This is a genomic window from Brenneria sp. L4-2C, from assembly GCF_040240335.1.
GTDB lineage: Bacteria > Pseudomonadota > Gammaproteobacteria > Enterobacterales > Enterobacteriaceae > Brenneria.
Genome location: NZ_JBEIAC010000001.1, coordinates 356395 through 371155, shown reverse-complemented (window position 1 = coordinate 371155; position 14761 = coordinate 356395). Strand labels below are relative to the sequence as shown.

The window sequence follows — 14761 nt, the reverse complement described above, 5'->3', positions numbered from 1 at the left end:
AGCGGTCATCATTGATATGACCGCTAATTTTTTAATCGACGGCGACGGCGCCGGGTTTCAGGATAATACGGGTATCAGCGGTTTATCGGCAGCTGGCGACGACTCCGCGGGATCGGACGGCATCTGAAATAGCGATACGGTCGAACTAAGCCGCTCTGTGTGTTGCAGCAGCGATGAAAAGGTCAATGCCGTCGTTTCAACCTGCGCGGCATTCTGTTGCACGGTATCATTCAGGGTGCGAATGCGGCTGGTGACGTCATGAATGCTCTGGTTTTGCTGGTGTGATATTGCCGATATTTCACTTAAAAACGCGCTGGTGCCTTTCGCTGCCTGAATGATCTCTTGCAGGCTCTCGTTCAAATCGTTAACCACTTTGGCGCCCATTTCAACGCTGTTATCGGAATCGCGGATCAAGGCATTGATATTTTGCGCGGAATGGCTGCTTTGCGATGCCAGCGTACCGACTTCACGCGCGACGACGGCAAATCCGCGTCCCATCTCCCCGGCGCGGGCGGCTTCAATCGCCGCGTTCAATGACAGAATATGCGTTTGGAAAGCGACATTTTCAATCATGCCGATCGCATCCGTCATTTCCCTTGTTCTGCCCGCTATATCCGACATGGCCGTTTTCACTTCATTCATCATGACTTCGCCCTGCGAGGCGATATTGCTGGTGTCTTCGGCGTGCAGACCGGCCTGTTGAGTGTGCTGCGTATGCTGTTCCAGATGCTGGCTCAACTGAATGATATGTTCGGTGGCGGCTTTCAGTTCGTTAGACTGCCGGTTTGCCTGCGCCGACAGGATTCGGTTATCTTCAGCAACCTTATCAACCTGGGCGCTCATGCTCCTTACGCTCTGGCGAACCTGATTAACCAAAACAACCAGACCACGCTGCATTTGAATAACGCTGTGATTCAACTGATCTATTTCATCGGCCGCCCGTTTTTCCGCATCGATGGTATGCGAAAGATCGCCTGCCGCAATCAGGCGTAAATGATCGATGATGCGTTTTAGCGGACGAATAATGACTTTGTTGACGCCGACCCACACCAGCACCGCGACCAATAGCAATAACGCCAGCACAACAATAAAAATAGTATGGGCGCGATCGAGAGAGGTGAGGAATTGCTGGCCGTGCCGTTTTTGCCGGATATCGTTATCTTGCAGGTAGCGTGAGTACTTTTGGGTGAAATCGTTTTGGTAGGCCTGAATCGGAATAGCAAAGAAGATATCAATTTGATTGCTCGTTTTTATTCCTTCGGCCAGTTCCAGCAGTCCCGCATACAATTGACGGTAGCTGTTTTTCAACGCCGCGAAGGCCGGGGAGGCGGATGCGGTATCCAGTTGTTGGTAATGGGTTTGCGCCAGCTTTAATGACGTCTCGGCTTCGTCCATCAAACTTTGCCAACTGCCGACCGAGCCGGTTTCTTTATCAACCAGCAGATAGATTCCGGCCCGATTCAGTTTATCGCTGGCGTTCATGACTTCCATTCTGGCTTTATCCATCAACGCCTGCTGTTGACGCAACCGCTCATTAATCGACGTATCCAGTCGCACCTGCGTCAGGGTTTGGGAAAGAATGCCGACCGAGATCAGCTGCAATAATGAAAACAGCCCGATGACCAGCAATAAACCCAAAAGAATACCCGGCCGGCGGCGAAATATTTTTGACATCCCTAATCGTAGCGTAGCGGACGTTAACATATGATTTGACTCCCTGCATATGAATAACGATCAGCGTATCATTGTTAAATGACTAAAATATTTCAGCTTTCAGCCGTTGGGAGGCGGATGTCGGCGCCTGAAGAGTGTGGGCGACGGGTCATCGCGATAGCCGCCATGACCCACCGTTATCAGCGCAATTAAAACACCTTTTTATAGGGTTTTACCGTGACTTTGTGATAAACCTTGGCGGCGACGTAAGGATCTTCATTCGCCCAGGTTTGCGCTTCCGTCAGGGAGGGAAATTCGGCGATGATGACGGAGCCGGTAAAACCGGCTTTACCGGGATCTTCGCTATCAACGGCGGGGAACGGGCCGGCGGTGATAAGTCGTCCCTGATCCTGCAAGTTTTTCAGACGGGCAAGATGGTCGGGTCTTGCCGCCAGTCGATTCTCCAGCGAACCGGCGACATCTTCTGCATAGATAACATATAACATAATTGGCCTCTTTCATTAGCAAGTGCAAAACTGCGGTAACCTATCATACTGGATGATGTGAGCAGGGCAATAGGTTGATTTAGCAGATAAATGGCATCCCATTCCGGATTATTTTAACAATTTGGCGGGTTATTATTGAATATGATTGCTATTTGCATTTAAACTTGGGCGGCATAAGAGGATAAAGAAATACTATGCCGCAAAAAAAGCTTTTTCTGACCCGCCGTTATTCATGGCCATTTATACTTTCAGCTGGTATTCACGGTTCTTTAATCGCGGGTTTGCTGTATGCGTCGTTCAATAAAGCTTTCGAAATGCCGGAAGAGTCCAAAGCGATCAGCGTCGTTATGGTCAATCCCGCCTCGTTTGAAGCGGCGCCCGCGGCGAAATCAGCGCCGGCCGAGCCGGAACCGGTAGAACAGCCGGAACCGGTAGTAGAGCCGGAAGCCGCGCCCGAGCCGGTTCCGGAACCTGAGCCGGAACCCATCCCGGAGCCGATTCCAGAACCGGTTCCCGTGCCGCTGCCGGAACCTAAACCAGAGCCTAAACCGAAGCCAAAACCGAAACCGGTGAAGAAAGTCGAGCAGCCGAAGCCGGTGAAACGGGAAAGGGCCGTTGAAAAACAGCCGCCGTCGCCGTTTACCAGCGAAGAACCGACGCAAAATGTGAAGAATGCGCCGGTCAGGCAGGCGCCGTCTCCTGCGTCAAATACGCAGTCGGCAGGGCCTCGTCCGCTGAGCCGGGTTGAGCCGCAGTATCCCGCGCGGGCGTTTTCACTGCGCGTCGAAGGGCGGGTGAAGATACAGTTTGATATTGATGATGCCGGCCGGGTAGAGAATATTCGGGTGCTTTCAGCAGAACCGCGCAACATGTTTGAACGGGACATCCGACAGGCGATGCGTAAATGGCGCTATGAAGCCAGCAAGCCCGGCAGAAATCTGGAGGTGACGTTCGTCTTCAGGATCAATGGCGGCTCAACCATGGAGTAAGTTCGCTATCGACAAAAAAGCACCGCTTTATCGCGGTGCTTGAGTCTGTTGGCTTGGTCGGGGCTGGACTGGAAGGCGCGCTATATCAATTTGATTCCGGTTCATCATAATTGCAGTGGCTTTTCCCCAGCGGTAGTTCGCGCGCGCGGCCGTAGCTGTCCACGGCGACATAAGTGAATAGCGCCTCCGTGGCGCGATAACGCTGACCGATCGGTTCGGACGAGACTTTTTTCACCCAGACTTCGACATTCACATTGATGGAACTGCGGCCGGTGCTGACGCAGCGCGCATAACAGCACACCACGTCGCCGACGGCTACCGGCTTCAGAAACGACATGCCGTCAACGCGTACGGTGACCACCCGGCCTTCTGCAATTTCTTTTGCCAAAATAGCGCCGCCCATGTCCATCTGCGACATGATCCAGCCGCCAAAAATATCCCCATTCGCATTGGTATCAGCAGGCATCGCCAGTGTACGAAGCACCAGATCGCCCTGAGGTAAAACGTCTTGTTTGCTCATTGTGGTATCAATCAAATTAGGTTGACTCATTGAGTCATATTGTTTTTATCAAACGGGCATCATCAGCGCTCGTTTCCATTTTCCTCTGACTTTTCCCGATCGCCGGGTAAATGCCGGTAAATATAAATGCCGCAGATCAGGGTAAACAGCAGGGTAAATCCTGTTAAACCAAACACCTTGAAGTTAACCCATACGCTTTGCGGCATCCAGAAAGCAATATAAATGTTTAATAATCCACATACCAGAAAGAACATGGCCCAGGAGAAATTAAGTTTTCCCCATACCGGCGCCGGCAAGGTTAGCTCTTTACCCAGCATGCGCTGGATCAGCGTTTTCTTCATCACGAACTGACTGTACAGCAGCGCGGCGGCAAACAGGGTATAAATAATGGTCACTTTCCACTTGATGAACTCATCGTTATGGAACACCAGCGTCAAGGTGCCGAAAATAGCGACCATGGCAAAGGTCACCAGCATCATTTTCTCTATCTTGCGATAAAGCACCCAGGTGATGATCAGCGCCAGCGCGGTCGCGGCGACCAATGCGCCTGACGCCACATAAATGTCATAGAGTTTGTAACAGACAAAAAAAACAATCAGTGGAATAAAATCAATAAGTTGCTTCATTGTATCAATCCGTCGCTCAATAATTCGTTGGTGATAACCGCAATGGCTATCCGATAACTGGCCGCATTATCCTTTATTGTGGTGTACTGTTCCCTTGATATCGCCATAATTTGCAGAAAATTACGATTGGCCGCGCCGGCGGCTTACCGTTATCAGGGCGACGGTAAGCCGCGCGATCTTTCTCCCGCGGATTTATCGCCCCGATCGGTTATTCGCTAACTTCCCGGGACGCGCCTTGAAATCCATCGGACGGCGGTTAAACGCGCAGCAGCATATAAAGACGGAACAGATAGATCAGCAGAATAGCGGATATCAGGTTGCTCAGGCCGTTTAACAGAATGGCCAGCACGGTGGGTGAAAATACCGGGATTTTCGTTACCAGCAGCAGGATGGCGATTTTAGTCAGTATCCAGAGGATCACCGCCGGCGCCGTGACGCGCAGGTTGGCATAAGCCAGTTTGGCGCTGGCCTTGATGGCGCGGAATACGCCGTATTTTTCGGTGACGACGATAACCGGCGACAGGCTCAATGCAATAGCCAGCAGCACGCCGGGAATGACCAGAAACAGCATGCCGAATTGCACGAGCAGCGTACACAGCAGGATCAGTATGAACAGGCGGGGCAGCGCGGGGGCGGCGGCGCCGATCGCCCGCAAGGCGCTGGTGCGGTTGCCGGCGGACACCATCTGAAGCAGCATCAGGATGCCGCCAGTGAGAATCGCGTTGCCGACCAGGGCGGCGAATGTACCCGCGGCAGACATTTTCAGCAGCACCACCTGCTGCTCCGGCGTCATTTGCTGGATCATATCCATCACGCCCAACTCGACGGAGGAAGACAAATCGCCGCCCACGTTATTCAGCGTTTGCAATTCTTCATCCCCGGGTGCGAAGGCATGATTCAGAATGACAGTAATGAACGCGGTCAGCAGGGCCATCAGTAAAATACTGATGAACTGGTTACGCGTAAAATTCATTGTGTCACGGTACAACGTGTTGGCCGTGATGGACATGCAAACTCCTTGAGAAAAAATGGGTAATCATATTAGCCTTTAATTGTAACCTGTTACGCCAGACTGTGGCACCCCGTCCGGCGAGCGATGCGCGGATTTCTCATGATTCGGCGGACGGCGCTTCAATCCCGACGGGTAACGGGGGCAATCCGTAGCGTGCCCGGGCGCGGTCACAGGCCTCATTTATCCGGCCATTTTCGCCTGATTGCATAAATTCACGGCATGGGGAAGGACGATCGGAATAAATAGAACAACTGACATTTTCGCCGATCTCGCCTTTTAACGCGACGCAGCGCGGCGTTTTGCTATTGGTTCCCTGCATACAACGCAAAAATGGCGTAACGGGCTCCGTGAGGAGGACAGGAACGGCGCCGCCGCCATCATCCGCTTCCGCCCAGTAAAAAGATACCCTGAAATAGGCGCAGCAGGCGCCGCAATGCATACAGGCGTTATCACTCATTTGTCGTCTACCGTCCTCGACCGGCATTGCATCAACCCCTTCATTTTTCAAGCCGCGCAGTGTCGGCCAATGCTGAAATCTGTCGGGAACCAAACAAATATTGCTGAAAATTTAGCGCCGAAATAACCGCCCTGGCAGTGCATTTTTTCAGGATCGCACGTTATGTGCATTTTTGGTTATTTTGATCTAAATCAATTCCTTTGTTTTTAATGATTTGGCTGTATTTGATTAATTTTCACTTTTTACAAAATGCGTTTAAAAGATGTGATCTGGCTAAAAACAAGAGTAGCCGCGCAAAGGTATATTTTGCTCGAAATTAAACCATATAAAGGGAGTGGATAATGAAAAAGGCGTCTTTCTTACTTATCGCGGCGACGCTGTTGCCGTCATTCGCACAGGCTCATCAGGCCGGAGATATCATTGTCCGTGGTGGAACCGCGACGGTTCGTCCGGTAGAAGGCTCCGACAATGTATTGGGCCTGGGTTCATTCGACGTGAATAATAATACCCAACTGGGTTTGACGTTCAGCTACCTGGTCACGGATAACATTGGCGTGGAGCTATTGGCCGCAACGCCGTTTACCCATAAGGTCGGGTTGAACGCCACCGGGGAGCTTGCCGAAGTGAGCCATCTGCCCCCGGCGCTGATGGCGCAGTACTACTTTGGCGATCAATCCGACAAACTTCGTCCCTACCTCGGCGTAGGCGTGAACTACACCCTGTTCTTTGATGAAAAATTCAATAGCCGCGGCGAAAGCCTGGGTTTAACCGACCTGAGTCTGAAAAATTCCTGGGGCGTCGCCGCGCAGGCCGGTGTGGATATTAATCTGGCTGATAACTGGCTGCTTAACGCATCGTTGTGGTGGATGGATATCGATACCGATGTGAAGTTTAACGCCGGAGGCCAGCAGCAGTCGATTAGCACCCGTCTGGATCCGTGGGTCTTTATGTTCGGCTTCGGCTATCGTTTCTGATTGCGGTTATTTGCTGAAGCGGCGCGTTTTAACGGCAATGGCGGATATGCATCCGCCGTTGCCGTTTTCGCATTATGCGCGTGTCGCCGCCTTCATATTGCTGACAAAGGTATGCAGCTGCGACAGCATTTCTTTGGGATCTTGCTGATTTTGTTCAATAATCCGCACGATCGCCGAGCCGGAGATGGCGCCGGCGGCGCCCGCGGCCAACGATTCCCGCACCTGAGCGGGTTCTGAAATACCGAAGCCCTGAATGGGCGGCGCGGCGTGGTATTCCGTCAATTTGGCGACCAGGTGATGAAGCGGCAACTGCGCGCGTTTTTCCGTACCGGTAACCCCCGCGCGCGACAGGAGATAGGTGTAACCGCGGCCATAGGACGCAATTTCACGCAGCAAATCGTCATCGGCATTGGGCGGACAGATAAAAATCGGCGCGATGTTATGACGCTGCGCCGCGGCGCGGAAAGGCGCGGATTCTTCAACCGGCACATCGGCAATCAGCACGGAGTCGACGCCAACCTGCTCGCAGCGCTGATAGAACGCATCAATGCCATTACTGAAAACCAGATTGGCGTACATCAGCAGGCCGATGGGGATCTCCGGGTATTTCTGGCGAATAGCGGCAAGCATTTCAAAGCATTGGCTGAGAGTGACGCCCGATGCGAACGCCCGCAGCGTCGCGGCCTGAATCGTCGGCCCATCGGCCAGCGGATCGGAAAAAGGAATGCCGAGTTCCAGCGCATCGGCGCCGGCCGCCACCAGCGTATCGATGATTTTCAGCGACTGTTCCGGCGAAGGATCGCCCAGCGTAACAAAGGGGACAAACGCGCCTTCTTTCTTTTCGTCGAGACGTTTGAACAACTGTTGATAGCGCTCCATTAAATTTCTCCCCGATCTTTTAAAATATCGTGAACGGTAAATATGTCTTTATCGCCGCGGCCGGACAGGTTAACCACCAGGATTTGTTCCTTCTCCGGCTCCTGCTTAATCATTTTCAGCGCATAGGCAAGGGCGTGGGACGATTCCAACGCCGGGATAATCCCTTCGTGACGGGAGAGTTCTTTAAAGGCATCCAGCGCTTCGTCATCGGTAATGGAAACATAATCGGCCCGGCCGATGCTGTTCAGGTAAGCGTGCTGGGGGCCGACGGAAGGGAAATCCAGTCCGGCGGAGATCGAATAGGACTCTTCGATTTGTCCTTCGCTGGTTTGCATCATCGGCGACTTCATGCCGAAGTAAATTCCGACGCGGCCGTGCTTGAGCGGCGCGCCGTGTTGTCCGCTGGCGATGCCTAACCCGGCAGGCTCCACGCCAATCAGGCGCACGCCGGCGTCATCGATAAAGTCGGCAAACATGCCGATGGAATTGGAGCCGCCGCCCACGCAGGCCAGCAGCGCATCCGGCAACCGGCCCTCTCTTTCCAGCAGTTGGGCTTTGATTTCTTCGCCGATCATGCGCTGAAACTCACGCACGATAGTGGGGAACGGGTGCGGACCCGCCGCGGTGCCTAACAGATAATGCGCCTTCTCATAGCTGCCGGACCAGTCGCGCAGCGCTTCGTTACAGGCGTCTTTCAGCGTGGAGGAACCGCTGTGAACCGGGATGACTTCAGCGCCCATCAGGCGCATACGGAACACGTTGGGCGACTGACGTTCGACGTCTTTGGCGCCCATATAGATGCGGCATTTCAGCCCCAGCAGAGCGCAGGCCAACGCGGTGGCCACGCCGTGCTGGCCTGCGCCGGTCTCGGCGATGATTTCCGTTTTCCCCATCCGTTTGGCGAGCAGCGCCTGACCCAGCACCTGATTGGTTTTATGCGCGCCGCCGTGCAGCAAGTCTTCACGCTTCAGGTACAGCTTGGTGCGGGTCCCGGCGGTCAGGTTTTTACACAGGGTCAGAGCGGTCGGGCGACCAGCGTAATTCTTCAGTAAATCGGTAAATTCCGCCTGGAATTCGGGATCCTGCTGCGCGCTAACAAACGCTTCTTCCAACTGACGCAGGGCCGGGATGAGGATCTGCGGCACATATTGTCCGCCGAATTCACCAAAGTATGGATTGAGTAATGTCATAATATTCCTGTCTTTGTATTCACGAATACCCTACATATTTCATGTCGCAAGGCGCGTCGGCTGCCTGAGCGATGGGTATGAATGTTGAACCGCGCCGCGAGGGTGAAAGGGATCATATCGCCCGTAGCGTCTGAAAAACCGCCGCGATTTTATGCGCATCTTTCTTGCCGGGCTGACTTTCCACGCCGGAATTGAAGTCCAGCCCGGCGCATCCCAATTGCGCCGCCTGTGCGCAGTTGTCGGCATTGAGTCCGCCGGCCAGCAGCACGTTATCCAGATTTTGTCCCTTCAGCACCGACCAGTCGAACGTCTGACCGCTGCCGCCCTGCGCGTTATCCAGCACATAGCGGTCGACATGCGGCAGGTTTCTGGCCGGACTCTGGCCGGTTACGCTCCGCGCTTTCCAGATTTGGCAGTCGGCGGGCAGCTGTTCGCGCAACTGTGAAATGACGTGCTGGTCTTCGTTGCCGTGCAGTTGCACCGCCGCCAGCTTTAATTCGCCGGCGAGGCTGACAATCCGCTCGACCGGATCGTCGCGAAATACGCCGACATAGCGCAGCGGGGCGCTGGCGGTCAGTTGACGAGCCTGTTCCGGCGACACGCAGCGCGGGGAGGACGGCACAAAGATCAATCCGCCATACACGGCGCCGGCCTGATAGGCGGCCTGCGCATCTTCCGGGCGGGTGAGGCCGCAAACTTTATTTTCGCCGAGAATGACGCGGCGCACCGCCTGCGTCAGGTCGGGTTCGGACATCAGCGAGCTGCCGATCAGGAAACCGTCGGCGAACCGGCATAACTCACGAATCTGCGCATGGCGATGAATACCCGATTCGCAGATAACCGTCACGCCGTCCGGCAGCAGCGGGGCAAGCTGACGGGTGCGATTCAGATCGATGGACAGATCGCGCAGGTTGCGGTTATTGATGCCCACCACGCGGGCTTCAAGTTTAATCGCCCGATGCAGCTCTTCCTCATTGCTGGCTTCGGTCAGCACGCCCAGTTTCAGACTATGCGCCAGATCGGACAGTTGGCGATACTGCTGGTCGTCCAGCACCGAGAGCATCAGCAGGATGGCGTCGGCCTGATAATAGCGCGCCAGGTAGATCTGATACTCCGAAATAATGAAGTCTTTGCACAGCACCGGCTGGTGAACCGCCGCGCTAACCTGCGGCAGGAAAGCGAAGTCGCCCTGAAAATATTTTTCATCGGTCAGTACCGATATCGCGGAGGCGTAGTCTTTATAAATCCCGGCGATCGTCGCCGGGTCGAAATCATCACGGATCAATCCTTTCGACGGCGATGCTTTCTTGCACTCCAGAATAAACGCCGGCTTATTCTGGCGCAAAGCCTGATAAAAATCCCGCTCGCTGGGGACGACCTCATGCTGGAACGTCGACAGCGGTTGTTGCTTCTGACGCGCTTCCAGCCATATAGCTTTATCACGCACTATTTTATTCAGAATGGTTTCCTGCATGACTTCTTTATCCTCTTGCGGCCAGTTCGGTTACGCGTTGATAGGCCTGTCCGCTATGAATCGCAGCTAACGCCTGTTGCGCATTTTGACGCAAATCTTCCTGTCCGAACAGCTTCAACAACAACGCCACGTTGGCGGCAACGGCCGCTTCGTGCGCCGGCTGGCCTTTTCCCTGCAACAGCGCGGTCAGAATATCGCGGTTTTCTTCCGGCGAGCCGCCTTCCAGCGCTGAAAGCGGGAAGGCGTCCAGACCAAAGTCTTTGTGAGTCAGTTCGTATTCGTCAATCTTGCCGTTGTTCAATTCAGCGACTTGCGTCGGCGCATGAATAGCGACTTCGTCCATTCCGCCGCCGTGAACCACGGCCGCGCGTTGATAACCCAGAACTTTCAGCGTTTCGGCGATAGGACGAACCAGTTCCGGACGATAAACGCCGATCAGCGCCAGCGGCGGACGGGCCGGGTTAACCAGCGGCCCTAAAACGTTAAACAGCGTTCTGGTTTTCAACTGCTGGCGCACGGGTACCGCATGGCGGAATCCGGGATGATACTGCGGCGCAAACAAAAAGCATACGCCTAAGTCATCCAGCGCCTGCCGCGCTTGTTCGGCGGGCATATTAAGGTTGATGCCGAACGCCGCCAGCAGATCGGACGAGCCCGAGCGGCTGGATACGCTGCGATTGCCGTGTTTGGCGATCTTCAACCCGCAACAGGCGGCGACGAATGCGCTGGCGGTCGAAATGTTAATGCTGTTGGTGCCGTCGCCGCCGGTGCCGACGATATCGGCGAACGGGTAGTCGGGACGCGGAAAGGGCTGCGCATCGGCCAGCAGGGCGGCTGCCGCGCCGGCAATCTCTTGCGGATGTTCGCCGCGAACTTTCATACTGATCAGCGCGGCGGCCAACTGGGTCGCTTCCAGCTCGCCGCGCACGATGGCGCCGAACAGCGCCTGGCTTTCCTCACGGCTGATGATTTCCGCTTGATACAGCTTCTCAAGTATGGCGGAGATGGAAAAAGTCTCTTGCATGATCGTGTCCTTTAATTAAGCCAAAGCCCAGTCCAGCGTCTGTTCGAGCAGCCGCGCGCCGTGGGTGGTTAAAATCGATTCAGGATGAAACTGGAAACCGCAGACGCGGTCGGCGTCGTGACGCACCGCCATGACCATCTGATTAAAGTGGGCGTTGACGGTCAGCGTGGCCGGAATATCGCTGCCGACCAGCGAATGATAGCGCGCCACCGGCAGCGGGTGGGGCAAGCCCGCGAACATCGCCTCGCCGTCATGGTCGATATTGGAGGCTTTGCCGTGCAGGATTTCGCCGGCCCGGCCGACATGGCCGCCGTAGGCTTCCACAATCGCCTGGTGTCCCAGACAGATGCCGATAATCGGCAACTGACCGCGCAGGCGTTGCAGCAATTCCGGCATACAGCCCGCGTCGGCCGGCGTGCCGGGGCCGGGGGATAACAGCAGTACCGGCCGTTCCATTTTCTTTAAGTGGCCGATGATGGTGTCGGCCGGCAGATGGTTACGATAAATGACCACCCGGTGTCCGCTGGAACGTAGCTGATCTACCAGGTTGTAAGTGAATGAGTCGATATTATCGAGCAGTAAGATATCCGCCATTAGAACAGCTCCTTCGCGTTATGCGCACTGGCGATGGCCCGCAGAACGGCCCGCGCTTTGTTTCGTGTTTCATCGGCTTCCGCCTGTGGAATGGAGTCCAGAACCACGCCCGCGCCGGCCTGAACCGTGGCGATGCCGTCTTCCACATAGGCGGAGCGAATAACGATACAGGTATCCAGATCGCCGTGGGCGGTAAAGTAACCCACCGCGCCGCCATAGCTGCCGCGGCGGGTTTTCTCACTGGCGGCGATCAGCTGCGTGGCGCGGACTTTCGGCGCGCCGCTCAGCGTACCCATGTTCATACAGGCGCGATAGGCGTGCAGCGCGTCCAGATCGTCACGCAACGTCCCTACCACGCGGGAGACCAGATGCATGACGAAAGAGTAGCGGTCAACCTGGGTTAAATCGGCCACATAGCGGCTGCCGGGATTACAGATACGCGCCAGATCGTTGCGCGCCAGATCGACCAGCATCAGGTGCTCGGCCATCTCTTTATGGTCGGTACGCATTTCCAGCTCAATGCGGCTGTCGAGATCGCGATCCAACGAACCGTCGGCGCGGCGGCCGCGCGGACGGGTGCCGGCAATCGGATAAATTTCAATCTGTCGGCTGTCGGCGTCGTATTTCAGCGAGCTTTCCGGCGACGCGCCAAACAGCGTGAAATCCTGATCCTGCATGAAAAACATATAAGGGCTGGGATTATTGTCTTTCAGCACCTGATAAGCGGACAGCGGCGACGGGCAAGGCAGTGAGAAGCGACGAGACGGCACCACCTGAAAAATTTCTCCGGCGCGAATGGCCTGCTGCATCTGGGTGACGACGTCGCCATAGGCTTCATCGCTCTGGTTGCAACTGAGCGTCATGCTGTCGATGGTCTGATGAGGAAGCGCCGGCGCCGGTTGCTTCAACTGCTGCTGCAACTGTTCCAGACGCTGTTGCAGACGATGCCGTTCCGCGTTGTCCGGCGTAAACAGGCTGGCCTGAAGCAGGGCGCTCTGCTGCTGATGATCCAGCGCCAGCAGCGTTTCCGCCAGATAGAAGCAAAAGTCCGGGCAGCGTTGCTGCTGGCTTAATTCCGGCAACGTTTCAAAACTGGCGACCAGATCATAAGCGAACAGTCCGCCCAAAAACATGGCTTCGCGTTCATCGGCAGGGCTGTCGACCAGCTTCAGAATGGCGCGCAGCGCATCAAACACGGATAACGAACGCAGGCGCGAATCTTCATCCTGCATGTTATCCGCCGGCGGGAAGGTCAGTTCGCGGCCGTTGGGATGCGTTTCGATGACGACCTCGGCCGGCAGCGCGTCATCCAGCAACGGCAACAGGTTGGCGCCGTTGGCGGTCAGCGCCTGAATGGAAACCTGCTGGCCGAATGCGGTGATGCGTAAAGCGCTATCCACAATTAACCAGCTTTTCAGGTTTTGCTTACTCTCGATGGCGGCGGATTCCAGCAGCAGCGTGGCGGGTCTTGCGCCGCAGAGCTGATGGAAAATGGCGCTGGGGTCATTTCGGTAGATGGCCTCGGTACGCAGAAGCGCCAGTTTTGGTTGTGTTGTTTGCATCGTTGCTACCCGTGTTATTTTTGCCCATATATGAAAAAGCCCGCTTGATAAGCGGGCCTGGGAATATCTGCATGTATGATAATAGCTATGCGCGATTACTCCGCCCGCGTGAGGGAAGAGCGCCACCAACCTGATTTCATCGTGCTATGCATGACCATTATCAACATCTCGCTGTTTGTGTGCTGAGCCTGCGTACTAGTAAACTAGTTCACGGACCGAAAGTCAATAACAGGAATAATATTATTTTATTGCCGGATTTAAAACGGCTGAGATGTTCGTCATCTGCCTAATTATTACAATTAGCGGCGCGTTGATGGCATCATAGTGACCTTCAAACCACCAATTCTGCCAGTGATGGGAATATTTGTGTCGCAAGAATCTCAACCGCTATCGTCTTTCCCGCTTTATGATCTGCATAGTCACACCACGGCGTCCGACGGCGTATTGGCGCCGGCCGAACTGATTAACCGGGCGTCGGCGATGCGCGTCGGCGTATTGTCGATTACCGATCATGATACCACCGGCGGTCTGGCTGAGGCGCAACGCGCCATTGACGAGCAGGCATTGCCGTTGCGGCTGATCCCCGGCGTAGAGATATCGACGCTCTGGGAAAATCATGAAATTCATATTGTGGGGCTGGGTATGGATATTCGTCATCCGGCCCTGTGCGAGCTGCTGCTCAGTCAGGCGCAGTCGCGGCGGGAAAGGGCGGAGCTTATCGCCCAGCGTCTGGCGAAAGCGCGTATTCCCGATGCGCTGGCCGGCGCCAGCCGCCTGGCGACCGGCGGGCAGATCACCCGCGGTCATTTCGCCCGCTTTCTGGTGGAACAAGGCGCCGCGCCGAATATCAATCAGGTGTTTAAAAAATATCTGGCAAAAGGGAAAACCGGATATGTCCCGCCGCAGTGGTGTACAATAAAGCAAGCGATTGATGCTATTCATCAATCTGGCGGCGTGGCGGTATTGGCGCATCCCGGACGTTATGATTTGACCGCCAAATGGCTGAAACGTCTGTTGACCGCGTTTGCGGATCACGGCGGCGTCGCCATGGAGGTGGCGCAATGCCAGCAGGCGCCGGATGAACGCACGCAGCTTGCCCGCTACGCCAGAGAGTTTGGCTTATTGGGGTCGCAGGGGTCGGATTTTCATCAGCCGTGCGCCTGGATTGAACTGGGGCGCAAGCTGTGGCTGCCCGCCGACGTGGAGCCGGTGTGGCATCACCGGGCGCTGGCGCAATAATTTACTGAATATCACGGTAACGCCTGCCGGCATAAAATAATGGCGTTGCCGATTAGGCGGGA

Annotated in this window: 13 protein-coding genes, 1 pseudogene and 1 other annotated feature; of the genes and pseudogenes, 3 read left to right on the top strand and 11 right to left on the bottom strand. The window is 55.2% G+C overall.

The features are described from left to right. Nucleotides 1–57: 57 nt before the first annotated feature. A complete protein-coding gene (locus tag ABRZ26_RS01675; RefSeq protein ID WP_319602518.1) occupies nt 58–1704 on the bottom strand; it encodes a methyl-accepting chemotaxis protein in 1647 nt (548 codons plus the stop codon). Between the two features lie 158 nt (nt 1705–1862). Next, on the bottom strand, nt 1863–2159 hold the full coding sequence (locus ABRZ26_RS01670; RefSeq protein WP_319602517.1) for a YciI family protein: 297 nt from the start codon (nt 2157–2159) through the stop codon (nt 1863–1865). Nucleotides 2160–2353: 194 nt separating this feature from the next. On the opposite strand from ABRZ26_RS01670, the gene tonB reads away from it, so the two are divergent. Beyond that, on the top strand, nt 2354–3148 hold the full coding sequence (gene tonB / locus ABRZ26_RS01665; protein WP_319602516.1) for a TonB system transport protein TonB: 795 nt from the start codon (nt 2354–2356) through the stop codon (nt 3146–3148). 85 nt (nt 3149–3233) lie between these two features. Here tonB and yciA read toward each other — a convergent pair whose 3' ends face one another. The 4 genes from yciA to ABRZ26_RS01645 form a co-directional block, all read right to left on the bottom strand. After that, nucleotides 3234–3668 (bottom strand): acyl-CoA thioester hydrolase YciA, encoded by a 435-nt coding sequence (gene yciA, locus ABRZ26_RS01660; protein WP_319602515.1) that lies wholly within the window; start codon nt 3666–3668, stop codon nt 3234–3236. Between the two features lie 62 nt (nt 3669–3730). Further along, the gene (locus tag ABRZ26_RS01655; RefSeq protein ID WP_319602514.1) at nt 3731–4294 is read right to left on the bottom strand and encodes a septation protein A; all 564 of its coding nucleotides are present in this window, start codon (nt 4292–4294) and stop codon (nt 3731–3733) included. A gap of 256 nt (nt 4295–4550) precedes the next feature. Further along, nucleotides 4551–5303: a YciC family protein gene (locus ABRZ26_RS01650; protein WP_319602513.1), complete on the bottom strand. Its 753-nt coding sequence runs from the start codon at nt 5301–5303 to the stop codon at nt 4551–4553. 100 nt (nt 5304–5403) lie between these two features. After that, complete coding sequence (locus ABRZ26_RS01645; RefSeq protein WP_319602512.1) at nt 5404–5763, bottom strand: YkgJ family cysteine cluster protein; 360 nt, start codon at nt 5761–5763, stop codon at nt 5404–5406. A 341-nt stretch (nt 5764–6104) separates the two neighbouring features. Here ABRZ26_RS01645 and ompW point away from each other — a divergent pair, with 341 nt between their 5' ends. Further along, nucleotides 6105–6737, top strand: a complete 633-nt coding sequence (ompW, locus tag ABRZ26_RS01640; RefSeq protein WP_319602511.1) for an outer membrane protein OmpW — start codon at nt 6105–6107, stop codon at nt 6735–6737. 72 nt (nt 6738–6809) lie between these two features. Here ompW and trpA read toward each other — a convergent pair whose 3' ends face one another. From trpA to ABRZ26_RS01615, 5 genes and pseudogenes are all read right to left on the bottom strand, one after another. Further along, a complete protein-coding gene (trpA, locus tag ABRZ26_RS01635) occupies nt 6810–7616 on the bottom strand; it encodes a tryptophan synthase subunit alpha (protein ID WP_319602510.1) in 807 nt (268 codons plus the stop codon). Further along, the gene (gene trpB, locus ABRZ26_RS01630) at nt 7616–8809 is read right to left on the bottom strand and encodes a tryptophan synthase subunit beta (RefSeq protein ID WP_319602922.1); all 1194 of its coding nucleotides are present in this window, start codon (nt 8807–8809) and stop codon (nt 7616–7618) included. Before trpB ends, trpA begins: the two co-directional genes overlap by 1 nt. Before the next feature lie 109 nt (nt 8810–8918). Beyond that, nucleotides 8919–10280 carry a bifunctional indole-3-glycerol-phosphate synthase TrpC/phosphoribosylanthranilate isomerase TrpF gene (trpCF, locus tag ABRZ26_RS01625; protein ID WP_319602509.1) on the bottom strand — a complete coding sequence of 454 codons (1362 nt, stop codon included), beginning with the start codon at nt 10278–10280 and terminating at the stop codon, nt 8919–8921. Between the two features lie 7 nt (nt 10281–10287). After that, nucleotides 10288–11898 (bottom strand): annotated as a pseudogene (trpD, locus tag ABRZ26_RS01620) (bifunctional anthranilate synthase glutamate amidotransferase component TrpG/anthranilate phosphoribosyltransferase TrpD). After that, on the bottom strand, nt 11898–13460 hold the full coding sequence (locus ABRZ26_RS01615; protein ID WP_319602508.1) for an anthranilate synthase component 1: 1563 nt from the start codon (nt 13458–13460) through the stop codon (nt 11898–11900). The pseudogene trpD and the gene ABRZ26_RS01615 overlap by 1 nt, the downstream one beginning before the upstream one ends. A 30-nt stretch (nt 13461–13490) precedes the next feature. Continuing rightward, nucleotides 13491–13594, bottom strand: a sequence feature (Trp leader region). Between the two features lie 220 nt (nt 13595–13814). Here ABRZ26_RS01615 and rnm point away from each other — a divergent pair. Further along, entirely contained in the window at nt 13815–14699 is an 885-nt protein-coding gene (rnm, locus tag ABRZ26_RS01610; protein WP_319602921.1) for an RNase RNM, read from the top strand. Nucleotides 14700–14761 lie beyond the last annotated feature (62 nt).